Source organism: Mitsuaria sp. MSU3D, from assembly GCF_056867975.1.
The window spans coordinates 640800-665515 of record NZ_CP200314.1; the positions used below are offsets into that span (position 1 = coordinate 640800).

Genomic DNA, 24716 nt, shown 5'->3' on the forward strand with positions numbered 1-24716 from the left:
GCGCGGGCAGCGATGAGTTGAAGTGGGGGGTGGCGCCGTTCAGCCGCCGAGCAGCGCGGCCGGGTCGAGCGGCGCGTCGCAGGACCAGTGCGTGTTCGGCAGTTCCTCGGCGGCGGCGCCATCGATCCAGCGTGTCAGCCGGTACAGCGTGCCGAAGGCGAAGTCCGGCGGCGTCTCGCCCGGCCCGGCGAGCAGTTCGCCGCCGCGGCGCACGTTGTCGGCCATCCAGGCCGGCAGGCGCAGGTGATACGGATTGCGGGCGATCTCGCCATGGTGGCAGGCGAGGGCGCGCACCAGCAGCGCGGTGTCGCGCTGGCCGGTCTCGACGAGCGTCGTCGGCGAGGGCTGCGTGGCCCAGAACTCGGTGTGCGCGAAGACGGTGCTGATGCGCGCCTGCGCGAGCGCCTCGCTCACGAGCAGGTGCACGCCGATGTGCGTCGGGATGCCGTCGCCCGCGTGCGGCACGAGGATCAGCGCGGGCTGCTCGGCGACCAGCAGCTCGGCGACCAGCCGGACCTGCTGCTGCCACAGCGGCGTGCGCGCGGCGGCGGCTTCGGGCTTCACCTGCTCGAAACCGTCGGCCGCCAGCAGCCGCAGGTCGAAGCCCAGCACGTCGCAGGCGGCGCCCAGTTCCGTCCAGCGCTCGGCGCGGCGGTCCTGCCTGCTGCCCAGCGTCACGGCGATGTTGGTGACGCGCCAGCCGGCTTCCTGGCGCAGCCGCAGCGGCAGCGCGCCGACGATGCATTCATCGTCCGGATGTGGAGCGAACACCAGCACGTGCGGCGCGCGTTGGCGTGGGATGCCTGGTGTGGTACCGGAACCATCCGGGGCCAAAGGACTCACACCGGTACGCACGGGTTGCCGCAGGACGGCATACCAGCTGGCGATCCAGGATTCCCAGTCGGCCTGGCTGGCGGCGGGGCTGACGGCTGTCGGAAAACCAGGCGTGGAGGCCGGGGAAGGGGCGGTCGCGTTCATCGGCGGGAAGTTGGCGGCCCGGACGGCAGGCGCCAAGGCAAGTTCGATCGACCCATCTTAGCGGGCCGAATCGGGAAATGGTATTACATTGGTAGTAAAACTGGATGAAGACCGGTGTATTCCCGGAGCGGGCCGGTCGGGATCGTCCGCGACCTCGCCGGCGGCCCTTCCCGGGGAGCCTGCCAGCGGGGCCCGCCGGCCGGCGTCAAGCCGTGGGGCGGCCCGGCCAGGTGGCCAGCACCACTCCGCCCAGCGCCAGCGCGTAGGCGAGCAACTGGATGCCGCTCATCTGCTCGCCGAGCAGCACCAGGCCCACGAGCGCGGTGGAGATCGGCAGGAACACCATGAAGACCCCGGCCTTGGCGGCGCTGACGTGCTGCAGCCCCTTCATCCACAACCAGACCGTGACGGTGCTGGCGGCGATCGCGTAGAAGAGCAGCAGTCCCCAGTCCTTCACGGCGACGGTGCCGAAGTCGAAATCGACGGCCTGCCACAGGCCCAGCGGCGTGACGAGGACGAGGCCCCACAGGTTGATCAGCGCGCTGATGCGGCGCGGTGGCAGGTCGGCGGTCAGGCGCTTGCCGATGACGACGTAGCTGGCCTCGCAGCACATCGCGCCGACCAGCAGCAGCGCGCCCCAGGCGGAGGTGTCGCCGAGGTGTTCACCGCCGCCATGGCGGTCGAGCGCCACCATCACGATGCCGCCGACCGCCATCGCGATGCCGAACAGCGTGCGCGGCGCGATGCGTTCGCGCAGGAAGATCCAGCTCATCAGCGCGACCGTGGCCGGGATGCCGGCCATGATCACGCCGGCCACGACGGCCGAGCTGTGCTTCATCCCGAACAGCAGGCAGATCGAGAACAGGAAGTTGCCGAAGAAGGATTCAAGGAAGAGCAGGAAGCGCGTGCGGCCGGTGAGGGGCTTCTCGGTGGGGCCGCGCTTGAGCCAGGGCAGCATGAACACGGCGGCCATGCCGAAGCGCAGGAAGGCCAGCAGGAAGATCGGGAAGACGACGACCAGCAGCTTGGACAGCCCGACGTAGCTGCCGATGACGCTGGTGCTGGCGGCCAGGCTCAGGTACGAGAGCCACGGGACGTGGTGACCGTGTGTGCCGATCGTCCCCGACGCCGCGTCGGAGGCCGCGGAAGACGTGGTGGGGGCCGTGGCGGAGGACGCGGGTTTCCGGTCGGTTGTGGCGCTGGACATGGTGGGTGATGATGCCCGACGCAGGGAGGGATCAGACATGGCGACAGGGGTGGGAGCGACGTCGGCGGGTTACTCGGGAACACCCCTCGCACGCAAGCTCGGGATCCAGGCGGGCAGCACGGTGTGGACGTTCAATGCGCCCGAGGGCTACGAGGACTGGCTCGCGCCGATGCCCGAGGACGTCACGCGCGCGAAGCAGCCGTCGACGAAGGTCGACGTCGCACACGCATTCCTTGTCGAACGCGAGGACCTCGCGCATCAGCTCAAGGCGCTGCGCGCCAAGCTGCGCGACGACGCGGCGCTGTGGATCTCGTGGCCGAAGAAGGCCTCGAAGGTGCCGACCACGATCACCGAGGACGTCATCCGCGAGGAGTGCCTGCCGCTGGGCTGGGTCGACGTGAAGGTCTGCGCCGTCAGTGAGGTGTGGTCGGGGCTCAAGCTCGTCGTGCGCAAAGAACTGAGAGCAGTCAGCAAGTGATTGGGGACGGCTGGTCGCGGGGTTCTGGCGCTTGACGCCAGGGCCCTGCGACCTGGCGGCCAACGCCCGGGCCTGAGCAGGTGGAAAGCAGACTTACTTCAGCCGCCGCAGCGCCACCCGGATCGCGTCGATCATCCGGTCGAGGTGCTCGCGCTCCGCGATCAGCGGTGGCGACAGCGCGAGGATGTCCCCCGTCGTGCGGATCAGCACGCCCTGTTGCCAGCAGTCGAGGAAAGTCTCGAAGGCGCGCTTGGTCGGCTCGCCGGCACGCGGTGCCAACTCGACACCGCCGACCAGGCCGATGTTGCGCACGTCGATGACGTTGGGTTCACCGCGCAGCGAATGCAGCTGCTCGGCGAAGTAGCCCTGCAGTTCCGACGCCCGCGTCAGCAGGCCTTCTTCCGCATAGGTGTCCAGCGTCGCGAGGCCCGCGGCGCAGGCCAGCGGATGCGCCGAGTACGTGTAGCCATGGAAGAACTCGATCAGGTGTTCCGGCCCGGTCATGAAGGTGTCGTGGATGCGCTGCTGCGCGAAGACCGCGCCCATCGGCACGCAGCCGTTGGTCAGGCCCTTGGCGACCGTCATCAGGTCTGGCGTCACGCCGAAGGTCTGCGCCGCGAAGGGGCTGCCGGTGCGGCCGAAGCCGGTGATGACCTCGTCGAAGATCAGCAGGATGCCGTGCTTGTCGCAGATCTCGCGCAGGCGCTGCAGGTAGCCCTGCGGCGGGATCAGCACGCCGGCCGAGCCGGCCACCGGTTCCACGATCACCGCGGCGATCGTCGACGCGTCGTGCAGCGCAACCATGCGTTCGAGGTCGTCGGCCAGTTCCGCGCCATGGGCAGGCAGGCCGACGCTGAACGCGTTGCGCGCGATGTCGTGCGTGTGGCGCAGGTGATCGACGCCCGACAGCAGCGTGCCGAACATCTTGCGGTTGGCCACCATGCCCCCCACCGACATGCCGCCGAAATTGACGCCGTGGTAGCCGCGCTCGCGGCCGATGAGGCGCGTGCGCTGGCCCTCGCCGCGGACGCGGTGGTAGGCCAGCGCGATCTTCAACGCCGTCTCCACCGACTCCGATCCGGAGTTGGTGAAGAACACCTTGTTCATGCCCTCGGGCGAGATCTCCGCGAGCCGCGACGCGAGCTCGAAGGCCTTCGGATGCGCCATCTGGAAGGGCGGGGCGAAGTCGAGTTCCGCCGCCTGCTCCTGGATCGCCTTCACGATGCGCGGCCGGTTGTGGCCCGCGTTCACGCACCACAGGCCCGCGACGCCGTCCAGGATCTGCCGCCCCTGGTCGTCGGTGAAGAACATGCCGTCGGCGCGCGTCAGCAGGCGGGGCGACTGCTTGAACTGGCGGTTGGCCGTGAACGGCATCCAGTAGGCGTCGAGGTCGGGGCGGGTGGGGGTGGACATGGTGGAGCTCCCGGAGCGCGTTCGGCGCGCGTGATCGATCCGGCCAGTCTAGGCAAGCGGACGCGCAATCGGTGAGCGTTCCGGCGGCGGGAAAACCCGCATCGACGCAATCGGATGCGGCCTGTGGGTGGATTCTTCGAACAGAATGCCGCCCATGATCAAGGAAGTGCAACTGGATGCGATCGACCGCGCGATCCTCGCGGTCTTGCAGCGCGACGCGCGCATCTCGAATCAGGACCTCGCGCAGCAGGTCCATCTGTCGCCGTCGGCGTGTCTGCGACGGGTGAAGCGGCTGGAGGATTCCGGCGTGATCGACCGCGTCGTCGCGCTGCTCAACCCCAAGGCGATCGGCAAGCCCGGCACGAGCTGGACCATCGTCAACGTCGAGCGCATGACGCCCGCCGCGCTGGCCGAGTTCGAACAGGCGGTCAAGGACGCGCCGGACATCCTCGACTGCTTCTACGTCGCCGGCAGCAACGACTACCTGCTGCGCTTCGCCTACAAGGACGCCGAGGACCTCGAACGCCTGCACACCCACGTGCTCATGCAACTGCCGGGCGTGGCGAAGGCGAACTCGATGCTGGTGCTGCGCACCGTCAAGAAGACGAGTGCGTTCCCGTTGGATTGAGCGCCGAGGGTCAGGCCGTGCGCGGCCGCAGCACGCGCAGCATCGGCAGCAACTGGATCAGCAGCATCGCGCCGAGGATCAGCGCGCAGCCCAGCAGCCCCGCGCCGTTGAGGCGGTCGCCCATCATCAGGTAGCCGAACACGGCGGCGAACAGCGTCTCGGACGACAGGATGATCGCGGCGTCCGCCGCGTGCGCGTAGCGCTGCGCGACGACCTGGCCCGTGAAGGCCACGCCCACCGACAGCACGCCGGTGTAGAGGATCGGTCCGGCCGCGGCCTCGATGCCGGCCCAGCTCCACGACTCGAAGCCCAGCGCCCAGGCCAGCGCGACGACGCCGCAGAACAGGAACTGCCCGCCGGCCACGGTGAACGGCGAATTCATCCGGTCCGCCACCATGCCGACCAGCAGCACGTGCACGGCCCAGGGCAGCGAGGAGGCGATCACCCAGGCGTCGCCCACGCCGATGTCCAGCTCATGCGCGCCCGACAGCAGGAAAGCGCCGATCAGGCAGGCCAGCGCGCCCGGCCACACCGACCAGTGCGGCAGATGGCGCAGCACGAGCCAGCCCAGCAGTGGCACCAACGGCACGTACAGCGCGGTCAGGAAACCGGCGTTGGTCACCGATGTGTACTGGATGCCGATCTGCTGCAGCGCCGCGCCCGTCGTCAGCAGCGCGCCGAGGCCCATGATCTTCAGCGCGTCGCTGCCGCGCAGCACGGTCGCGCCGGGGGCGCGCCGCTCGCGCACGATCAGCGGCAGCACGACCAGCGCGCCGATCAGGAAGCGGATGCCGGTGAACATCATCGGGCCGATGCTCTCCATCCCATGGGCCTGGGCGACGAAGGCCGAGCCCCAGATCATCGCGATGAGGGTCAGCAGCAGGTTGGCTTGGATGCGGGTCATGGGGAGGGAGTGTCGGGGATCTCGACGCCCGCGCCGGATGGCACGGGCGGGTCAGCCTTCTTCGGCTGGCAGGGGAGGCTTGCGGCGCGTCGGCGAGGAGCTCAGAGGAGCTCGGCCATCAACTGCTCAGGTAGGCGATCTCTTCGTCGCTGAAGCCGGCGGCGCTGCGCGCCTCGACGTTGAACGGCGGCCGCAGCCGCGGTGCTTCGAAACGCTCGACGAGCTCGGGATACAGCGTCAGCGGATCCAGCCCGCGCTCGCGGCACAGGTGGCGGTACCAGTGGTTGCCGATGCGGACATGGCCGACCTCGTCGCGCAGGATCACGTCGAGGATCTCCACCGCGCGCGCGTCGCCGGCCTTGGCGAACTTGGCCTGCAGCGGCGGCGTCGCGTCCAGCCCGCGCGCCTCCAGCGTGCGCGGTACCAGCGCCATGCGTGCGAGCACGTCGCCGGCCGTGCGCATCGCCATCGTCCACAGGCCGTCGTGCGCGTCGAAGTCGCCGTAGGCGCGGCCCAGGCTGCGCAGGTGCTCGTCGAGCAGCGTGAAGTGCAACGCCTCCTCGGCGGCGACCTGGAGCCAGTCGACGTAGTAGGCGCGCGGCATGCCGGGGAAGCGCCAGACCGCGTCCAGTGCCAGGTTGATCGCGTTGAACTCGATGTGCGCGATCGCGTGGATCAGCGCTGCTCGACCTTCGGGCGTGAACGGCGAGCGCGACGCCACCTGCAGCGCCGCGACGAGGCGGGGGCGCTCGGGGCGGCCGGGCGGCTCGGTGTCGGGCGTGAGGAGGGCGGCGGTGTCGAGCTCAGCGGCATCGGCCGCGCCGTACAGCTCACGGGCCGCCCGCGCCTTGGCCTGCGGATCGGCGATCAGAAGCACCTGCAGCGCGCGGATTCGAAGTTCCATTCGTAGAATTATCCCTTTTGGAGAATCGCATGGCCGTCTACCGCCTTGGCGAACACACGCCGGAACTCGGCACCGGCGTCTGGATCGCCGACAGCGCGCAGGTCGTCGGCCGCGTCACGCTGGAGGACGACGTCAGCGTCTGGTTCAACGCCGTCCTGCGCGGCGACAGCGAGCACCTCACCATCGGCGCCGGCAGCAACATCCAGGACGGCAGCGTGCTGCACGCCGACGCGGGCATGCCGCTGGTCCTCGGCCGCAACGTCACCGTCGGACACCAGGTCATGCTGCACGGCTGCACCGTGGGCGACAACGCGCTGATCGGCATCGGCGCGGTGGTGCTCAACGGCGCGCGCATCGGCGCCAACTGCCTCGTCGGCGCCGGCGCGCTGGTCACCGAGGGCAAGCAGTTCCCGGACGGCAGCCTCATCGTCGGCTCACCGGCCCGCGTCGTGCGCGAGCTCACGCCGCAGCAGATCCAGGGCCTGGCGATGAGCGCCGCCCATTACGTCCAGAACGGGCGGCGGTATGCCGAGGAACTCGTCCGCATTGACGATCCGCAATCCGTCCCCAGATAACTCGAATTCAAAGGAAGCCCATGGCCACGTCCATCAAACCCGCTCCGAGCGAGCTTCACAAATTCCTCTTCGAAGGGCTGCCCGTGCGCGGCATGCTGGTCCGGCTCGACGACAGCTGGAAGGAACTGCTCGGCCGCCGCAAGGAGCCGCTGGCGCCGGCGGTGCGAGACCTGCTCGGCCAGATGACCGCGGCCGGCGTGCTGATGCAGGCCAACATCAAGTTCAACGGCGCGCTGATCTTCCAGGTGATGGGCGACGGGCCGCTGAAGCTGGCGGTCGTCGAGGTGCAGCCGGACGCCAGCTTCCGCTCCACCGCCAAGACGCGCGAGACGGTGGTGGACGATGCGACCTTGCAGCAGATGCTCAACGTGCACGGCCAGGGCCGCGTCGCGATCACGCTCGATCCCAAGGACCGCCTGCCGGGCCAGCAGCCCTACCAGGGCGTCGTGCCGCTGAGCGGCCCGCAGGGCCAGCCGCTGGAGAAGCTCAGCGACGTGCTGCAGCACTACATGCGGCAGTCGGAGCAGCTCGAGACCACGCTGGTGCTCGCCGCCAACGACCAGTTGGCCGCGGGCCTGCTGATCCAGCGCCTGCCGATTGAAGGCGAGGGCAACCTCGAGCCGGGTGCCAGCTCGGGCGTCGCGCGCGAGGAGATGGAGGATGCCTACAACCGCATCAGCATGCTGGCCGCCACCTTGACGGCGGAAGAGCTGTTGACGCTGGACAGCGACACGATCCTGCGCCGTCTGTTCTGGGAGGAGAACGTCCGCCGTTTCGATCCGCAGTACCCGCGCTTTGCCTGCACCTGCTCACGCGAGCGGGTGGGGCGCATGCTGCTGGGTCTGGGCAGACAGGAGGTGGACGAGATCCTGGCGGAGCTGGGCGGTGTCGAGATCGGCTGCGAGTTCTGCGGCAACCACTATGTCTTCGACCCGGTGGATGTCGGCGAGCTGTTCACCGATCCCCAAAACCAGGCCCCGGGATCGAAGCAGGTCCAGTAAGGGACTCAGGGCGTATCGACGCGCACGACCCGATCCAGCGCCGTGGCCTTCACGCGCTGGGTGCCATGGGCCTTGAAGTAGGCTTCCAGCGCATCCACGTCCATGGGTCCGGTCTGCACCAGCCGCGCGGTCGTGAAGGTATTGAAGCTGTCGCCGCCGACCTGCAGGAAGTTGTTGATGACGACGCGGACCTTCTGATCGGGGGCGATCGCCCGGCCATTGAGTGTCATGCTGCCGGGCACCACGCGCGAGCCGAACGGGCGGCGCTTGTCCCAGCGGTAGCTGAAGCCTTGCGAGGTCTGCAGCGGCAGGAATTTCTTCGCATCGCTGGCCCACCATTGCTCTTCGAGCACCGCCTGCAACTGCGTGCCGGTCATCTCGACCACCACCAGTGCATTCGAGAACGGCAGCGCCGCGAAGAGATCGCCGAAGGTGATGGTGTCGTCCGCGCGATGGATCAGCCCGGTGCGGACGCCGCCGATGTTCTGGAACGCGACCTGCGCGCCGCCGTTCTCCGGCGCGCGCGTCGCGGCCAGCATGGCGTCGGCCACGAGCTGGCCCATCGTCGAGCCGCCGCCTTCGTTCCTGTCGTCGCCTTCCTTGCTCAGCGCTTGAGCGAGGAAGCCGACCTGGCGCTCGATCAGCGGTTGAGCGACGTGCTGGTAGCTGCTGATCAGCAGCGTCTGGCGAGGGTCCTTCGCCGTTTCCGGGCGCACCACGACGTTGTTGGCGCGCGCCTCGGTCATCGTGCCGGTGGCGCGGTCCAGGGTCAGGTCGATCTCGGTGACCAGGGTGCCGTACTTGTCGCCGCTGGTGACCAGGCGGCCGTCGATGCGGCAGTTGTAGGCGCGGTGCGTGTGGCCGGACACGATCAGGCCGACGCGCTTGTCCAACTGCTTGACGATGTCGACGATCGGCCCGGAGATCTCCGGGCAGTCGTTGATGCCGCCGCTGGGGTAGCCGCCTTCGTGGATCAGCACGACGAAGGCGTGCACGCCCTGGCGTTCCAGCTCGGGCACCAGGCGGTTGATCGTCTGCGCCTCGTCGTCGAAGCGCAGGCCCTTGATGCCGGTCGGGCTGACCAGCTCCGGCGTGCCCTTCAGCGACAGGCCGATGAAGCCCACCGGCACGCCGTCGAAACGCTTGATCGCGTAGGCCGGCAGCACGGACTGGCCGGTCTTCTCATCGATGGTGCTGGCGGCGAGGTACTGGTACTTCGCGCCCTTGAACTCGGTCGGGCCCTTGCAGCCGTCCTTCGGGTGGCAGCCGCCGCGCTGCTTGCGCAGCAACTCGTCGATGCCCTGGTCGAACTCGTGGTTGCCGACCGAGGAGATGTCCAGTCCCATCATGCCCAGCGACTCGATCGTCGACTCGTCATGGAACAGCGCCGACAGCAGCGGGCTCGCGCCGACCAGGTCGCCGGCGGCCACGAACACGTGGTTGGGATTCTTCGCCTTGATCTGCGCGACCACCGTCGCCATGCGCTCCGCGCCGCCGGCTTGCAGCGTGATCGTCTTGTCGGGGTTCTGCGGATCGGGCAGCTTGATGCCGCCGGCCGGCGGGAGCAGGTTGCCGTGGAAGTCGTTGATCGCCAGCACCTTGACGGCGACCGAGCCGCTGGTCGGCGTCGCGGTCTTCGCGGCCGCGGCCGATGTCTCCAGCGAGGGCGGCAGAGGCGCCTGCGGCCCGGAGGAGCTCAACGATCCGCAGGCGGCGAGCAGTGCCGCGCTCAGCAGCATCGACAGAGCGCCCAGCGGGCGGACGGAAGAACGGTTCATCGGGGAGGCTCCAGGAACGCCGTGATCTCGAAATTCGCGACGTCCGCAAATGTTTGCGACGGCGAAGCGGCGGATTGTGCCTCGGCTGTGTGGCCGGGCCGTGAGCGCCGCGTTCAGGCGCGCGGCAGGCGCTCGGCGGTGCGGCTGGCGTGCTCGCAGGCCGGGTCGTCGCAGAGCTCGCAACGCCAGTCGCCGCCCAGACTTTCCTCGCGCTGCAGCAGGCGGCCGAACAGGCCGTCCTCGCGGCCCAAATGCGGTCTCAGCAGCGGACCAAGCGCGTTGAGCGCCTGCTGCAGGCGCTCCGGGCCGGTGCCCGAGACCAGGCTGTAGCCGAGGCCGGCCTCGCGCAGCGCGCGGCGCACCAGGCGGTCCGTCGGCTGCTGCGCATGCGGACCGTCGCGCATGTCATCGGCGACCCAGGGCAGGTCCAGCGCCATCAGCAGCGTGGCGTCCATGCGGGCCTGGACCTGTAGCGCGAATGGATAGAGGCTGGTGTCGTCGAACAGCTGCTCGCTGTAGACCGCGGTCATCAGCGGCGTCGTGTCGTGCAGGACGAGGTCGTGATCGACGGCGGCGGCTTCGGCGCGGCGCCATTGCTCCTCGGCGATCGCGCGCTGCTCGTCGGGGCGCGGGGTGCGGCCCTCGCGCTCGCACCACTCGCGCAGGTATTCGCCGACCAGCGCGCAGCGCAGCCGCGTCTGGGCGCTCAGGTGCTCCAGCAGCGCCACGCCGAGGCGGCTCTTGCCGGTGCTCTCGGCGCCGACGAGGGCGATGTGCAGCGTCATGGTGGGAATGATGGCAGGGCGCCGCGCAGGGGCGTCAGACGAAGTGCGCTATGAGAGCGGTCGCTCAAGCGGCCATCGCTGCCGGCCGCAGCTGGCGCTGCCAGGCGCGCCAGCCCGCCACCGACATCGGCACGAACACCGCGTACAGCACGACCGTCAGCCAGTAGCCCTTGAGCGCGAACAGCCCGATGCTGACCAGGTTGACCATCACCCAGACGGGCCAGTTCTCCTGGTACTTGCGGCCGAGCAGCCACTGGCCGGTGATGCTGGCCACCGTCGGGAGGGCATCCCAATAGGGGAGGGGGGAGTCGGTGCGGTGCTGCAGGAACATCCCCAGCAGCGGCCAGGCCGCCAGCGTGAACAGCAGCGCGGTGACGCGGCCCTTCGGACCGAGCGTGCGCACATGCAGCGTGTGGCCATCGGCCGTGCGGCCGCGCATCCACTGCCACCAGCCCCACAGCGCGAGCGCGGCGAACAGCAGCTGCAGCGAGGCCTCGCCGTAGAGCTTGCCGCTCCAGAACAGCAGGAAGTAGAGCAGCGAGCTGGTCAGCGCCAGCGGCCAGGCCAGCACCTGCACGCGCATGTTGCAGACGACCATCCAGATCGCCAGCGCGAACGCGACGAGCTCCAGCCAGCTGATCGGGCTGCCGAGGGCGTGGAAGGCGGGCGAGAGCGCCCAGGCGAGCAAGGCATCCATCTGCGAGCGCATGCAGGAGTGGCGGGAGGCGGAATTGTGATTCAGCGGCGCAGCGGGACGAAGACTTCGTCCGGCTTGACCATGCCCAGTTCCATGCGGGCCTTTTCCTCGACCATCTCGAGGCCTTCGCGCAGGTCGAGCAGTTCCGCCTGCAGCTGGGTGTTGCGCGCGCGGGCCTTCTCGTTGGCTTCGTCCTGCTCGCGCAGTTCGGCGCGCAGCTGGACCCCGCGGGCCAGGCCGCCCTTGCCGAACCAGAGCTGGGCCTGGATGGCGACAAGGAACGCGGTGAGGACGATGGCCAGGGCTTTCACAGGCCGCGAGTTTAGCTGCAACGAAAAAGGGCAGGCCCATGGGCCTGCCCTTCGAACGCGGGGAGCGCCCGCCCAGCGGACGTCCGCGTGGGGTCAGCGCAGGTTGTAGAACGCGGCGCGGCCCGGGTACACCGCCACGTCGCCCAGGTCTTCCTCGATGCGCAGCAGCTGGTTGTACTTGGCCATGCGGTCCGAGCGCGACAGCGAACCCGTCTTGATCTGGCCGGCGTTCAGGCCGACGGCGATGTCGGAGATCGTCGAGTCCTCGGTCTCGCCCGAGCGGTGCGAGATCACGGCGGTGTAGCCGGCGCGCTTGGCCATCTCGATGGCGGCGAAGGTCTCGGTCAGCGTGCCGATCTGGTTGATCTTGATCAGGATCGAGTTGGCGATGCCCTTGTCGATGCCTTCCTTCAGGATCTTGGTGTTGGTGACGAACAGGTCGTCGCCCACCAGCTGCACCTTGTCGCCGAGCTTCTCGGTGATGTGCTTCCAGCCGTCCCAGTCGCCTTCGGCCATGCCGTCCTCGATCGAGATGATCGGGTACTTGTCGACCCAGGTGGCCAGCATGTCGGTCCATTGTTCGGCCGTCAGCTGGATGCCGCCTTCGCCTTCCAGCACGTACTTGCCGTCCTTGTAGAACTCGCTGGCGGCGCAGTCCAGGCCCAGCGCGATCTGCTCGCCGGCGGTGTAGCCGGCCTTGTCGATCGCTTCCAGGATCATCTGGATCGCGGCTTCATGGTTCTCGACGTTCGGGGCGAAGCCGCCTTCGTCGCCGACGGCGGTCGACATGCCCTTGGCGTCGATGATCTTCTTCAGCGCGTGGAAGACCTCCGCGCCCCAGCGCAGCGCCTCGCGGAACGACGGCGCGCCCACGGGGATGATCATCAGTTCCTGCAAGTCGATCGAGTTGTTGGCGTGCGCGCCGCCGTTGATGACGTTCATCATCGGCACCGGCAGTTGGTTGCCGCTCATGCCGCCGAAGTAGCGGTACAGCGGCAGGCCCGATTCTTCCGCGGCGGCGCGCGCCACGGCCATCGACACGGCCAGCATCGCGTTGGCGCCCAGGCGGCTCTTGTTCTCGGTGCCGTCCAGGTCGATCAGGGTCTTGTCCAGGAAGGCCTGCTCCGAGGCGTCCAGGCCCAGCACGGCTTCCGAGATCTCGGTGTTGATGTGCTCGACGGCCTTCAGCACGCCCTTGCCGAGGTAGCGCGACTTGTCGCCGTCACGCAGCTCGATGGCTTCGCGCGAACCGGTCGACGCGCCCGACGGCACGGCGGCGCGGCCCATCACGCCGGACTCCAGCAGCACGTCGCATTCCACGGTGGGGTTGCCGCGGCTGTCGAGGATCTCTCGGCCGACGATGTCAACAATGGCGCTCATGGGAACAGTCTCCAGAAGTGAAAAAACGCGGTCGGCGCGCATGGTGCCAGCAACGGGTTACCTTGGCTGAACAACCTGCGTCCGGATATTGGGGGACGAAACGGGGGATGAAATACGGAGGCGAAAAAAAGCCACCGGGCCGCTGGCCGTCCGTCTGGACAGGCTGGCGGCGCGATGGCTCGTGCAGGGCATGGCGGGGGATCAGACGCCGTCGACGACGATCATGCGCATCACGCCGGCGTGCTCGCGCAGCGACTTCGCATGCTGGTAGGTCTCCGAGTCGTAGAAGGCCTTGGCCGCGGCGCGATCGGGGAACTTCAGCACCACCAGGCGGCTCGGCGTCCAGGGGCCTTCCAGCACCTCGATCTCACCGCCGCGGACCAGCACTTCCGCGCCGTGCTCCTGCATCGCCTTGGTGCTCCATTCACGGTACTTGGCCATCTGGTCGGCGTCGGTCACGGTCACGTCGGCAATGATGAAGGCGGGCATGGGCGGTGTCTCTGTCGTTGGTGTCTGAAGTCGTCCCGGACCCCGACGGGGCTCAGGCCGCCGCGGGCGCGCTCACCTCGTGGCCGGCCTTGGCCTTGTGTTCCAGCGCGGCCTTGATGAACGCGATGAACAGCGGGTGGCCGTCCCACGGGGTCGACTTGAACTCCGGGTGGAACTGCACGCCCATGTACCACGGGTGCACATTGCGCGGCAGCTCGACGATTTCGGTCAGCTTCTCGCGCTGCGTGATCGCCGAGATCACCAGGCCGGCGTCCTGGAGCTGGTCCAGGTACTGCTCGTTGGCCTCGTAGCGGTGGCGGTGACGCTCGTTCACGACCGGGCCGTAGATCTCGTAGGCCAGCGTGCCCGGCTTGACGTCGGAGCTCTGCGCGCCCAGACGCATCGTGCCGCCGAGGTCGGACTGGGCGTTGCGCTTCTGGATCGAGCCGTCCGCGTCCTGCCATTCGTCGATCAGCGCGATCACCTTGTGCGGCGCGTCGGGTTCGAACTCGGTCGAGTTCGCGCCGTCCAGGTGCGCCTTGTGGCGCGCGTATTCGATGGTCGCCACCTGCATGCCCAGGCAGATGCCCAGGTAGGGCGTCTTGTGCTCGCGGGCGTACTGGGCGGCGAGGATCTTGCCCTCGACGCCGCGCTTGCCGAAGCCGCCCGGCACCAGGATCGCGTCGTACTTGTCGAGCTGCTGCGAGTGCTCGGCGTCCAGCGTCTCCGAGTCGACATACTCGATGTTGACGCGGGCGTGGTTGTGGATGCCGGCGTGGCGCAGCGCCTCGTTCAGCGACTTGTAGCTGTCCGACAGGTCGGTGTACTTGCCGCACATGGCGATGGTCACTTCGGTCTTCGGGTTCTCGACCTCGTTGACCAGCGTGTCCCAGCGCTTCAGGTCCGCGGACTTGGTGTTGAGCTGCAGCTTGGTGCAGATCATCTGGTCCAGGCCCTGCTCATGCAGCATGCGCGGGACCTTGTAGATCGTGTTCACGTCCCACATCGAGATCACGCCGTACTCGGGCACGTTCGTGAACAGCGAGATCTTCTCGCGCTCGTCGTCCGGGATGCGGCGGTCGGCGCGGCACAGCAGCGCGTCGGGCTGGATGCCGATCTCGCGCAGCTTCTGCACGGTGTGCTGCGTGGGCTTGGTCTTGAGTTCGCCGGCGGCGGCGATCCACGGGACGTAGGTCAGGTGCACGAACGCGACGTTGTTCGCGCCGGCCTTCAGGCTCATCTGGCGCGCGGCTTCCAGGAAGGGCAGCGACTCGATGTCGCCGACCGTGCCGCCGATCTCGACGATCGCCACGTCCACCGCGTCCGCCGTGCCGTGACCGGCGCCGCGACGGATGAAGTCCTGCATCTCGTTGGTGATGTGCGGGATCACCTGGACGGTCTTGCCGAGGTAGTCGCCGCGGCGTTCCTTCTCCAGCACCGACATGTAGATCTGTCCGGTGGTGAAGTTGTTGCTCTTCTTCATCCGCGTGGTGATGAAGCGCTCGTAGTGACCCAGGTCCAGGTCGGTCTCGGCGCCGTCGTCCGTCACGAACACTTCACCGTGCTGGAACGGCGACATCGTGCCCGGATCCACGTTGATGTAGGGATCCAGCTTGATCAGGGTGACTTTGAGGCCGCGGGACTCGAGAAGGGCCGCGAGAGAGGCCGATGCGATGCCCTTGCCGAGAGAGGACACGACACCGCCGGTGACGAAGACGTACTTGGTCATTGTCTTGCAGCGCCGGTTTTCCGAGCAGGAAACCAAAAACGCCGTGGTGGTAAAAGGAGATTATAGCGATGCCGATTTGGCCTCGATCTCGCCCATCAATTCGAGGACGAGCGCCGCCGTGTCGTCCGGTCTTTCGAAGGGGTAGAGGTGGGTGCCCTCGAACCAGCGGAACAGGTCCTTGGCGAGCGCCTTGGACCCGGCCGCGTTGGCCTGCCGCAGTTCTTCGGACTGCGTGCCCGCGATGAACGCCACCGGACACTTCGGCGCGTGGCCGTGCAGGATGCGCGGCAGGTTGTGGGGCAGCGTGTTGTAGATGCGGGTCTCGATCTCGCGCGTGAAGCCCAGGCGCACCTGACCGTCCTCGTGCGCGTCGAAGCCGCTGGCGATGTAGTCCTTCAGCACGCGGGGATCCCAGCGTGCGAACTTGTTCTTGGCGGCGAAATGCGCGTGTGCCTCTTCGAGGCTGGGCCATTCGTAGCGCCGCTGGTGCGAGACCTTGCCCGGCGAGACGCGCTTGATCAGGCCGGCGGACTTCACCACGCGCAGGCTGTGCGCGCGCCAGCCGTCGATCACCGGGGAGTCCAGCATCACCAGGCCCTGCGCGAGCGACGGCTTGCGGCAGGCGACCAGCAGCGACAGCAGGCCGCCGAGCGAATGTCCGACCAGCATCACCGGCGCGGTCGGTTTGACCTCGTCCTGGATGAAGTGCAGCAGCTCGTCGCGCAGGTGCGGCCAGTTGCTGGTCACCGGATAACGCGGGTCGTGGCCGATGCGCGGCAGCGCGTGCACGGTCCAGCCCGCGTCGCGCCAGCGGTCGAAGAGCACCCGGTAGCAGCCCGCCGGAAACCCGTTGGCATGCGAGAAGACGAGGGTCTTGGTCGAGTCCATGGGGTCAGGTCTGGCGCGTCGGATCGGCGGAGGATTCAGTGCCGGCCGGCGGCCAGCAGCTTGAGCTGGTACAGCGCCGCATGGGCCTCGCGCGGGCTCAGCGCGTCGGGATCGAGGTCCCGCAGCGCGTCCAGCAGCTCGGACGGCTCCTCGGCCACCGCGCCCGGCGCGGGCTCCGGCGGCGGGGCGAACAGGTCGATCTGCGACTCGCCCTCGGTGGCGCGGGCTTCAAGGGCTTCCAGCGCCGCGCGGGCCTGCCGCACGACCGGACCCGGCATGCCGGCCAGCCGCGCCACCTGCACGCCGTAGCTGCGGCTCGCCGGACCGGGCTGGATCTCGTGCAGGAAGACGATGTTCTCGCCGCTCTCGACCGCCGAGACATGCATGTTGACCGCCTGCGGATGCTTGGCCGGGAACTCGGTCAGCTCGAAGTAGTGCGTCGCGAACAGCGTGAACGCGCGGCACTTGTCGTGCAGGTGGGTGGCGATCGCGCCGGCCAGCGCCAGGCCGTCGAAGGTCGAGGTGCCGCGGCCGATCTCGTCCATCAGCACCAGCGACTGCTCGGTCGCGCTGTGCAGGATCGCGGCGCCTTCGGTCATCTCGAGCATGAAGGTGGACTGCGCGTTGGCCAGGTCGTCCGCCGCGCCGATCCGCGTGTGGATCGCGTCGATGGGCCCCAGCCGGCAGGCGGTCGCCGGCACATAGGCGCCGATCGCCGCCAGCAGCGCGATCAGCGCGACCTGACGCATGAAGGTGCTCTTGCCGCCCATGTTCGGGCCGGTGATCACCATCAGCTTGGTGCGGGCGTCCAGCCGGCAGTCGTTGGCCATGAACTCGCCGGCGCCGGTCTCGCGCAGGCGGGCCTCGACCACCGGATGGCGGCCACCCTGGATGTCGATGCAGGGATGCGGGACGAACTCGGGACGGCACCAGTTCAGCGTCGCTGCGCGTTCCGCGAGCGCGGCCAGCACATCCAGCGACGCCAGCGAGCGCGCGAGCCGGCCTAGCGCCGGCATCTCCTCGGTGAGCTGGTCGATGACCATCTCGTAGAGCATCTTCTCGCGGGCGAGGGCGCGTTCGTTCGCGGACAGCGATTTGTCCTCGAAGGCCTTGAGCTCGGGGGTGATGAAGCGCTCGGCGTTCGTCAGTGTCTGGCGGCGGGTGTAGTCGGCGGGGATCTTCTCGAGGCCGCTGTTCGTGACTTCGATGTAGAAGCCATGCACCTTGTTGAACTTGACCCGCAGGTTGCCGATGCCGGTGCGCGCGCGTTCGCGGACTTCCATCGCGAGCAGGAACTGGTCGCAGTCGGTCTGCACGGCGCGCAGGTCGTCGAGCTCCTCGTCGAAGCCCTTGGCGATCACGCCGCCTTCGCGGATCAGCGCCTGCGGCTCTTCCGCGATGGCGCGGCTCAACAGCTCCGCGATGTGCGGCGACGCGCGCAGGCCTTCGGACAACTCGTCGAGCAACTTCGCGCCGGCAGGGACCGTCTGCGCGAGTTCGGGCAGGATCAGCAAGGTCGCGCGCAGGCCGGCGAGTTCGCGCGGACGCACCTGGCGCAGCGCGATGCGCGCGGCGATGCGCTCCACGTCGGAGACCTGCCGGAAGGCTTCCCGCAGCGGCTCGAACCCGGTGCTCATCAGTTCGGCGATGGCCGCCTGACGTTCGCGGGCTACGGTGCGTTCACGCTCCGGGTGCAGCAGCCAGAAACGCAGCGCGCGGCTGCCCATGCCGGTGCGGCAGGTGTCCAGCAGCGACAGCAGGGTCGGCGAGGTCTCGCCGCGTAGCGTCTGCGTCAACTCCAGGTTGCGCTGGGTGGCGGGCGGCAGGTCCAGGAGGTCGGACGCGCGCAGCACGCGCAGGCTCTTCACGTGGCTCAGCGCGCGGCTGCCCTGGGTGCTCTCGGCATAGGACAGCAGGCAGGAGGCCGCCGCATGCGCGGCGGGCAGGTCCTGGGCGTTGAGGCCCTGCAGGTTCGCGACGCCGAGTTGCTCGCAGAGCTTGCGGCAGCCCAGGTTCGTATCGAACTGCCAGCTCTGGCGGTTGGTGATCGGCAGCTTGGCGCCCAGCACCGCCTGCGGATGTTTCTCGCGATCGACCAGGACCTCCGCCGGCGACAGGCGGGCGATCCACGAGGGCAGGTCGCGTTCGCCGCACTGCGCCAGACCGATCTGCCCCTGCGTCATCGACAGCCAGGCCAAGCCGAAGGTCTTGCCCTGCGTGGCGATGGACAGCAGGATCGAGTCCTGCTTGTCGGCGAGCAGCTCGGATTCCGTGACGGTGCCGGGCGTGGCCACACGCACGACCTTGCGTTCGACCGGGCCCTTGGTGGCGCCGACTTCGCCGGTCTGCTCGGCGATCGCGACGGACTCACCGAGTTTGAGCAGCTTGGCGAGGTAGGACTCCAGCGAGTGCACCGGCACGCCGGCCATGACGACCGGTTCGCCGCCGCTCTGGCCGCGGGTGGTCAGCGTGACGTCCAGCAGCGCGTTGGCCTTGCGGGCGTCGTCGAAGAAGACCTCGTAGAAGTCCCCCATCCGGTAGAAGAGCAGCGTGTCCGGATGCTCGGCCTTGAGGCCGAAATACTGCTGCATCATCGGCGTGTGGTGGCTGAAATCGGCAGGGACGGCGCTGGTCATCGGGAGCGGTGCGGACGGGAAATGGACAACGCCCTCGTGCGGAGGGCGCTGTGGTGGCTGACTGGGGGATGAGTGTAGGGCATGGCTGGACATGATCGGGGCTGCCGGTATCACTGGTAGAGACGGTGTTCGGGATCGAGCCAGACGATGTAGAAGACATCCTCCACCAGGATTCCATGAACACGGCCGTGTTCGTTCGCTGTCAACTGGAACTGCCAGGCGACGTACTGCTGCATTTCGCTTGGCAGATGTTTGAAACCATTCTTCTCCGTCGTTTCGGACCATTGCACGGGGTGGATTCGCCACGCACGATCCCTGTTGCGTCGGAACTCGTCGGGCCGCATGGTCGACAGTCCTCGAAGCCTGTCGAGTAGCGTCGACAGGTAGGGTGCAGCAGCAGTCACCTGTTCGTGGCCGAACTTGCCGGTCGAGTGCAGCAGCCGAAACGAAAAGTGCAGCATGCCGTCCGGAAGAGCGTGGAATGTCGAGGCGGCGACGGCGGGACGCCGCTCGGCACGTTTGCGAAGTGTCATGACCCCGCCTCCACCTCGGCGGCCGCCGATTCCGCCTTGAAGAATCGCGCCATGGATTCGTGCGTGATCTCCTCGCGGCGCGTGTCGATGAGATCTTGGCCCTTGCGGGCCTCCAGCCACGGGGGTTCCCGGTGCACACGGTACTCCAGGGACCACCCCGTATCGAAGCCATAGAGATCAACGACCTCGTCGATCAACCTGGTCAAACGTTCGGGAAGGCCCGTGGGATCCTGCGTCTCTTCCGATATCGGACGCCAGGTGTACTGCGCATACCGTTCAAAGATGGCAGGGCAGACCGGTCCTGAAATCCAGGCTTCGATCCGGTCAGGAAACGCGGGCTCGTCGTATTCCGCCAAGTGCCAGCCCTGGACGTAATAGAGAAGTTTCTGCAGCTTGTAGTTGTTGATCGGGTCACATTTCCACTGGAAGAAGGAGAGGATGTAATCGGCAACTGATTGGGCAGAGCAGAGAGGCGTAGTCATGGCGCTGAAGCGGGTGATGCCAGTGATCGAATGGAGCCATGCTAGGTCTGCTCCAGCGGCTCGCGCTTCAACCGTTCGCGCCAAAAACGACAAAGCCCTCCAAGGGGAGGGCTCTGTTTGATCGGCGTCAACGACGCCGCGGATCGTCGGGAAGGCCGATGGAATCAGGCTTCCGCGCCGCCGTCGTTCTTCTTGATGCGGACCGGCGCGCGCTTCTTCGGCGCCTCGCTTCCCCCTTCGGTGGTGGCCGCGGCCTTCTTCCGGGGGGCTGCCTTGTCAGCGGGCTCGCCGCCCGCGGCTGCGTCTGCGTCCGCGTCCAGCGCGTCCTGCGTGATCACGCGGGTGTACGGCGCCAGGATCTGCACCAGCGGGCCATAGATGCGCGGCGTGCCGGCGACGATCTCGCGCTGATGCAGGAAGTCGGGTTCGCCGGTGAAGTTGCCGACCAGGCCGCCCGCTTCCTGGATGATCAGCGAGCCCGCGGCCACGTCCCACGGGTTCAGGCCGGTCTCGAAGAAGCCGTCGTAGTGGCCCGCGGCCACGTAGCACAGGTCCAGCGCGGCCGCGCCCGGGCGGCGCACGCCGGCGACCTGGGTCATGACGTCCTCGAACATCTTCAGGTAGCGCTTGAAGTTGTCGCCGCGGCGGAACGGGAAGCCCGTGCCGATCAGCGCGTCGCTCATGCGGGTGCGCTTGCTGACGCGGATGCGCTTGTCGTTCAGGTAGGCGCCGCGGCCCTTGGTCGCGTAGAACAGGTCGTTGCGGGTCGGGTCGTAGACGACGGCCTGCTGAACGATGTTGCGGTGCGCCAGCGCGATCGACACGCAGTAGAACGGCAGGCCGTGGATGAAGTTGGTCGTGCCGTCCAGCGGGTCGATGATCCACTGGTACTCGGAGTGCCTCGCGCCGTATTCGCGGCCGGATTCTTCGGCCAGGATGCCGTGGTCGGGGTAGGCCTGCAGCAGCGTCTCGATGATCGCCTGCTCGGCGGCCTGGTCCACTTCGGTCACGAAGTCGTTGGGCGACTTGGTGTTGATCTTCAGGATGTCCAGGTCCATCGACGCGCGGTTGATGATCGCGCCGGCGGTACGCGCCGCCTTGATGGCGACGTTGAGCATGGGATGGTGAGCGGCTTGCGTCATGCGGGACGGTTCCTGTGGGAAGTGGACTGGCGAAAGGAAAGAGCGTGCGTCGGCCCTGGGGCCTGTGGTCAGAACCTCGGGGGCGAATTGAATCGCGAGCGAGGGGACCGGCGCGGATAATCGACCATTTTGACACAGACTCGTGGTTTCCCCTATGCCCCCGGCTGACTCCGGCACGACCGCCCGCCCTCCGACGTCGGATCCGACACGTTTCGTGCTGATCGAGACCAGCCACCCCGGCAACGTCGGCTCGACCGCGCGGGCGATGAAGGTGATGGGCTTCCGCGACCTGGTGCTGGTGCGGCCCCGCTTCGCCGACGTGCTGAGCCAGGAGGAGACGGTGGCCATGGCCAGCGGCGCGGCCGACATCCTCGCCCGCGCGCGCATCGTCGACCGCGTCGAGGACGCGCTCGACGGCTGCACCTTCGTCTGCGCCACGGCGATGACGCCGCGCGATTTCGGACCGCCGACGCGCGAGCCCAGATCGCTGTTCGCCGAACTGGCGATGGGGGAGCCGCTCCCCCATCAGGTGGCTTTCCTCTTCGGCTCCGAGCGCTACGGGATGAGCAACGAGGACGTCTACCGCGCGCACGCGGTGCTGTCGATCCCGACGCATCCGGACTACGGCTCGCTGAACCTGGCGCAGGCGGTCCAACTGATCTCCTACGACTGGCGCCAGGCGCTGGGCGGCTACGCGGTGGCGCCGCGCACGGCCGATCCGCAACTGGCCGACGCGCAGGCGGTCCAGGGGCTGCTGACGCATCTGGAAGGCAGCCTCGTCCACCTGGGCTACCTCGACCCGGCCTCGCCCAAGAAGCTGATGCCGCGGCTGAACCAGCTCTTCAACCGCGCCGGGCTGACGAAGGAAGAGGTCCACATCCTGCGCGGCATCGCCCGTGCGATCGAGAAGACCCACCCCGCCGCCGGCACGCCCCCCGCACTCGGGGGAGACGAGTAGGCTCGGCGTGGCGCCCGCGCGGCAGGCCAGTAAGCCTGCGGCCGGCAAGGTCGGGACCCGCCGCTAAACTGGCCGACCCTCAGCTCCAGCCCCTCGCGGGCTGCCATCGGGTCCCCCCACCATGTTCCAGCGTCTTCGCGAAGACATCGCCTGCATCCTCGAACGCGACCCCGCCGCCCGCTCGGCCTGGGAGGTGCTGACCTGTTATCCGGGTCTGCACGCGCTGGTGGTGCATCGCTGTGCGCACTGGTTCTGGCTCCGTGGCCTGCGTTGGCTGGGACGTTTCACCTCCCACGTCGGCCGCTTCCTGACCGGCATCGAGATCCACCCCGGCGCGACCATCGGCCGGCGCGTGTTCATCGACCACGGCATGGGCGTCGTCATCGGCGAGATGACCGAGATCGGCGACGAGGTCACGATCTACCAGGGCGTGACCCTGGGCGGCACCTCGCTGGTGAAGGGCGCCAAGCGGCACCCGACGCTGGAGCGCGGCGTGATCGTGGGCGCGAATGCCTGCATCCTCGGCGGCTTCACGGTCGGGGAGGGCGCGCGCGTCGGCTCCGGCGCGGTGGTCACCAAGCCGGTGCCGCCGGGCGCGACGGCGGTCGGCAATCCGGCCCGCGTCATCGAGGCCAAGCTCGATGCCAGACGCGAAGAGGCGGCGGCGCGCATGGGCTTCTCGGCTTACGGCGTGACGCAGGGCGACGACCCGGTGGCGCTGGCCATGAAGGGCCTGATCGACAACGCCGCAACCCAGGAGCACCAGATCGCGCTGCTGTGGCAGGCGATCGCGAAGCTGTCCGAGGAAGAGCGCAAGGACTGCGTGCCGCAAGGCGCGCAGCAGGGCGAGCACTTCGACGCGGCGGAGTTGTCGCGGCTGGTGAAGTGATCAGCGGAAGCTGATTCGCTTCCGCTCCGGGCGGAAACGCAGAAGGGCGCCGATGGCGCCCTTCGTTCTTCAGAGTGCCCCCATCGTGAGGGCTTGGATGGCGATCAGTGGTGATGCCCGTGCGCGCCGTGCGCGTGGCCGTGCTCGATCTCTTCCTGCGACGCGGCGCGGACGTCCGTGACCTTGACGCTGATCTTCAGGTGCTGGCCGGCCAGCGGGTGGTTGCCGTCCAGGTGCACGGTGTCGCCCTTGACCTTCACGACCGTGAAGACATGGAAGCCGTCGTCGGCCGCCGGCTCTTCCTCGCCTTCCTTGGCCTGGCGGATCTGGATCTGGCCGCCGACCTTCACGCCGGGCGGGAAGTCCTTCTTCGGGATCGTGATCAGCAGGCTCTCGTCGCGCTCGCCGAAGCCGGTCTCGGGCGTCAGCTCGATCGTGGTGGCGAAGCCCTTCTCCTGGCCTTCCAGCGCGGCTTCGACGACCGGCAGCGTGTTGCCGTAGCCGCCGATCAGCAGCGCCATCGGCTCATCGGTCTTCTCGATGATCTGGCCGAGCTTGTTCGCGACCTTCAGTTCGACGGTGGCGATGGTGTCCTTGGTGATCTTCATGGGGTGTTGCTCAGTGCGTGCTTCTTGTGGAGGCCCCTCGTGGAGGCCGCGGGGGTGGTCAGCCCGGGCGCTTGGGCCGTTGGGCGGTCTTGGGACGGAACGCGGCGCAGATCGCGTCGCGTGTTTCAAGGTAGGGGCCGCCGATCAGGTCGATGCAGTACGGCACGGCGGCGAAGATGCCGCTGGCGGCCTCGTGGCCGGCCAGCGTCTCGGCGATCGCCTTGGGCTGGCCCGGCAGGTTGATGATCAGCGCCTGGCCGCGGATCACCGCGACCTGGCGCGACAGGATCGCGGTCGGGACGAAGCGCAGCGAGATCTGCCGCATCTGCTCGCCGAAGCCCGGCATCACGCGGTCGGCGACGTCCATGGTCGCCTCGGGCGTGACGTCGCGGATCGCGGGGCCGGTGCCGCCGGTGGTCAGCACGAGATCGCAGCGGGTCTCGTCGACGAGCTCGCGCAGCGTGCGCGCGATGAGTTCGCGTTCATCGGGGATCAGCCGTGGCTGGAACTCGATCGGGTTGATCAGCGCCGAGCGCAGCCAGTCCTGCAGCGCGGGCAGGCCCTTGTCCTCGTAGACGCCGCTGGAGGCGCGGTCGCTGATCGAGACGATGCCGATGCGCACCGGCTCCGGCGGCGGCAGCGCCGCGCCGTCGGCCGGCAGGGCCGCGGGCTCACTCATCGTCATCCTCGCCGGCCGCTTCCGTGTCGCCGGCCGCGTCGCCCTTGCCCGCGAGCACGTGGCCCTTCACGAACTGGAACAGCTCGCGCCAGGCGCGACCGTTGCGCTGCTCGGGCGCCTGGGCGCGGTCCTTGCGGGCGGCGCGGATCAGGCTGCGCAGCTGCTGGGTATCGACCTCGTCGAAGGCGTCGAGGAAGCCCTGCAGCGCGTTGTCGTCCTCGACGAGGCGCACGCGCCAGCGCTCGGCCTGGTGCAGTTCGAGCGAGTCCTGCGCGCGGCCGAGCTTGAACTCGGCGACCGCCTCGCGGATCGGTTCGGGATCGACCTGGCGCATGAGCTTGCCGATCAGCTGCAGGTGGCGCTTCTTGCCGCTGCGGGCGGTGCCGGCGACGATGCGGCGACCTTCCTTGATCGCGTCGAGCAGCGATTCCGGCAGGTCGAGCGCGGCCACGCGCTTCTCGGGCAGCGTGAGCAGTTCTTCGCCCAGCGCCTGCAGCGCGTCCATGTCGCGCTTGAGCTGGCTTTTGCTGGGGCGGTCGTCTTCGAAGTCGTCGAAGTCCGCGCGGTCGTCGTGGTCGTCGTGGTCGGCGTTCATGAGGGGGAGAAAGCGAGAAGCCCCGACCGGAAGGGCGGGGCACAGCGCC

Annotated in this window: 26 protein-coding genes; 6 read left to right on the forward strand and 20 right to left on the reverse strand. The window is 68.3% G+C overall.

The window, feature by feature from the left end; genetic code table 11:
• Window positions 1-39: 39 nt before the first annotated feature.
• Window positions 40-777 carry a PIG-L deacetylase family protein gene (locus tag AC1VNM_RS02945; protein WP_483105807.1) on the reverse strand — a complete coding sequence of 246 codons (738 nt, stop codon included), beginning with the start codon at window positions 775-777 and terminating at the stop codon, window positions 40-42.
• A gap of 406 nt (window positions 778-1183) precedes the next feature.
• On the reverse strand, window positions 1184-2185 hold the full coding sequence (locus AC1VNM_RS02950) for a DMT family transporter (RefSeq protein ID WP_483105808.1): 1002 nt from the start codon (window positions 2183-2185) through the stop codon (window positions 1184-1186).
• A 37-nt stretch (window positions 2186-2222) separates the two neighbouring features.
• On the opposite strand from AC1VNM_RS02950, the gene AC1VNM_RS02955 reads away from it, so the two are divergent.
• Window positions 2223-2663, forward strand: coding sequence for a DUF3052 domain-containing protein (locus tag AC1VNM_RS02955; protein WP_483105809.1), 441 nt, complete (start codon window positions 2223-2225; stop codon window positions 2661-2663).
• Window positions 2664-2756: 93 nt separating this feature from the next.
• Here AC1VNM_RS02955 and aptA read toward each other — a convergent pair whose 3' ends face one another.
• Window positions 2757-4076 (reverse strand): omega-aminotransferase AptA, encoded by a 1320-nt coding sequence (aptA, locus tag AC1VNM_RS02960; protein ID WP_483105810.1) that lies wholly within the window; start codon window positions 4074-4076, stop codon window positions 2757-2759.
• Window positions 4077-4230: 154 nt separating this feature from the next.
• On the opposite strand from aptA, the gene AC1VNM_RS02965 reads away from it, so the two are divergent.
• The gene (locus AC1VNM_RS02965; RefSeq protein ID WP_377155933.1) at window positions 4231-4704 is read left to right on the forward strand and encodes an Lrp/AsnC family transcriptional regulator; all 474 of its coding nucleotides are present in this window, start codon (window positions 4231-4233) and stop codon (window positions 4702-4704) included.
• Window positions 4705-4714: 10 nt separating this feature from the next.
• Here the strand turns inward: AC1VNM_RS02965 and AC1VNM_RS02970 are convergent, their stop codons facing one another.
• Together AC1VNM_RS02970 and AC1VNM_RS02975 are read right to left on the reverse strand one after the other, a co-directional pair.
• Entirely contained in the window at window positions 4715-5608 is an 894-nt protein-coding gene (locus tag AC1VNM_RS02970) for a DMT family transporter (protein WP_483105811.1), read from the reverse strand.
• A gap of 118 nt (window positions 5609-5726) precedes the next feature.
• Window positions 5727-6512, reverse strand: a complete 786-nt coding sequence (locus tag AC1VNM_RS02975; protein ID WP_483105812.1) for a ferritin-like domain-containing protein — start codon at window positions 6510-6512, stop codon at window positions 5727-5729.
• A gap of 29 nt (window positions 6513-6541) precedes the next feature.
• Between AC1VNM_RS02975 and AC1VNM_RS02980 the strand changes: the two genes are divergently transcribed.
• On the forward strand, window positions 6542-7087 hold the full coding sequence (locus AC1VNM_RS02980; protein ID WP_483105813.1) for a gamma carbonic anhydrase family protein: 546 nt from the start codon (window positions 6542-6544) through the stop codon (window positions 7085-7087).
• 20 nt (window positions 7088-7107) lie between these two features.
• Window positions 7108-8088, forward strand: coding sequence for an Hsp33 family molecular chaperone HslO (gene hslO, locus AC1VNM_RS02985; RefSeq protein WP_377155927.1), 981 nt, complete (start codon window positions 7108-7110; stop codon window positions 8086-8088).
• 5 nt (window positions 8089-8093) lie between these two features.
• Here the strand turns inward: hslO and AC1VNM_RS02990 are convergent, their stop codons facing one another.
• The 12 genes from AC1VNM_RS02990 to AC1VNM_RS03045 form a co-directional block, all read right to left on the reverse strand.
• Entirely contained in the window at window positions 8094-9866 is a 1773-nt protein-coding gene (locus AC1VNM_RS02990; RefSeq protein ID WP_483105814.1) for a bifunctional metallophosphatase/5'-nucleotidase, read from the reverse strand.
• Window positions 9867-9979: 113 nt separating this feature from the next.
• The gene (locus AC1VNM_RS02995; RefSeq protein ID WP_483105815.1) at window positions 9980-10651 is read right to left on the reverse strand and encodes an AAA family ATPase; all 672 of its coding nucleotides are present in this window, start codon (window positions 10649-10651) and stop codon (window positions 9980-9982) included.
• 64 nt (window positions 10652-10715) lie between these two features.
• Entirely contained in the window at window positions 10716-11348 is a 633-nt protein-coding gene (gene pnuC / locus AC1VNM_RS03000; RefSeq protein ID WP_377155922.1) for a nicotinamide riboside transporter PnuC, read from the reverse strand.
• A 41-nt stretch (window positions 11349-11389) separates the two neighbouring features.
• Window positions 11390-11659 (reverse strand): cell division protein FtsB, encoded by a 270-nt coding sequence (gene ftsB / locus AC1VNM_RS03005; protein WP_483105816.1) that lies wholly within the window; start codon window positions 11657-11659, stop codon window positions 11390-11392.
• 93 nt (window positions 11660-11752) lie between these two features.
• On the reverse strand, window positions 11753-13039 hold the full coding sequence (eno, locus tag AC1VNM_RS03010; RefSeq protein WP_088405489.1) for a phosphopyruvate hydratase: 1287 nt from the start codon (window positions 13037-13039) through the stop codon (window positions 11753-11755).
• Between the two features lie 201 nt (window positions 13040-13240).
• Entirely contained in the window at window positions 13241-13528 is a 288-nt protein-coding gene (locus AC1VNM_RS03015) for a DUF1330 domain-containing protein (RefSeq protein ID WP_377155918.1), read from the reverse strand.
• A gap of 52 nt (window positions 13529-13580) precedes the next feature.
• Window positions 13581-15257: a CTP synthase gene (locus AC1VNM_RS03020; protein ID WP_377155916.1), complete on the reverse strand. Its 1677-nt coding sequence runs from the start codon at window positions 15255-15257 to the stop codon at window positions 13581-13583.
• 60 nt (window positions 15258-15317) lie between these two features.
• Window positions 15318-16145 carry an alpha/beta hydrolase gene (locus tag AC1VNM_RS03025; RefSeq protein ID WP_431102675.1) on the reverse strand — a complete coding sequence of 276 codons (828 nt, stop codon included), beginning with the start codon at window positions 16143-16145 and terminating at the stop codon, window positions 15318-15320.
• A gap of 35 nt (window positions 16146-16180) precedes the next feature.
• Window positions 16181-18781, reverse strand: coding sequence for a DNA mismatch repair protein MutS (gene mutS, locus AC1VNM_RS03030; RefSeq protein ID WP_483105817.1), 2601 nt, complete (start codon window positions 18779-18781; stop codon window positions 16181-16183).
• Window positions 18782-18891: 110 nt separating this feature from the next.
• The gene (locus tag AC1VNM_RS03035; RefSeq protein WP_483105818.1) at window positions 18892-19314 is read right to left on the reverse strand and encodes a hypothetical protein; all 423 of its coding nucleotides are present in this window, start codon (window positions 19312-19314) and stop codon (window positions 18892-18894) included.
• Window positions 19311-19796 (reverse strand): Panacea domain-containing protein, encoded by a 486-nt coding sequence (locus AC1VNM_RS03040; RefSeq protein ID WP_483105819.1) that lies wholly within the window; start codon window positions 19794-19796, stop codon window positions 19311-19313. The genes AC1VNM_RS03035 and AC1VNM_RS03040 overlap by 4 nt, the downstream gene beginning before the upstream one ends.
• A 164-nt stretch (window positions 19797-19960) precedes the next feature.
• Complete coding sequence (locus AC1VNM_RS03045) at window positions 19961-20938, reverse strand: inositol monophosphatase family protein (protein ID WP_377155908.1); 978 nt, start codon at window positions 20936-20938, stop codon at window positions 19961-19963.
• Between the two features lie 154 nt (window positions 20939-21092).
• On the opposite strand from AC1VNM_RS03045, the gene AC1VNM_RS03050 reads away from it, so the two are divergent.
• Window positions 21093-21896, forward strand: a complete 804-nt coding sequence (locus AC1VNM_RS03050) for an RNA methyltransferase (protein WP_431102681.1) — start codon at window positions 21093-21095, stop codon at window positions 21894-21896.
• Window positions 21897-22017: 121 nt separating this feature from the next.
• Complete coding sequence (cysE, locus tag AC1VNM_RS03055; protein WP_377155907.1) at window positions 22018-22785, forward strand: serine O-acetyltransferase; 768 nt, start codon at window positions 22018-22020, stop codon at window positions 22783-22785.
• Window positions 22786-22889: 104 nt separating this feature from the next.
• Here the strand turns inward: cysE and AC1VNM_RS03060 are convergent, their stop codons facing one another.
• Genes AC1VNM_RS03060 through yjgA form a run of 3 tightly spaced genes read right to left on the reverse strand, consistent with a single transcriptional unit; the run spans window position 22890 to window position 24667 of the window.
• Complete coding sequence (locus AC1VNM_RS03060; RefSeq protein ID WP_331617172.1) at window positions 22890-23393, reverse strand: FKBP-type peptidyl-prolyl cis-trans isomerase; 504 nt, start codon at window positions 23391-23393, stop codon at window positions 22890-22892.
• Between the two features lie 58 nt (window positions 23394-23451).
• The gene (gene mog, locus AC1VNM_RS03065; RefSeq protein ID WP_483105820.1) at window positions 23452-24078 is read right to left on the reverse strand and encodes a molybdopterin adenylyltransferase; all 627 of its coding nucleotides are present in this window, start codon (window positions 24076-24078) and stop codon (window positions 23452-23454) included.
• Window positions 24065-24667 carry a ribosome biogenesis factor YjgA gene (yjgA, locus tag AC1VNM_RS03070; RefSeq protein ID WP_483105821.1) on the reverse strand — a complete coding sequence of 201 codons (603 nt, stop codon included), beginning with the start codon at window positions 24665-24667 and terminating at the stop codon, window positions 24065-24067. Before yjgA ends, mog begins: the two co-directional genes overlap by 14 nt.
• Window positions 24668-24716: the final 49 nt, after the last annotated feature.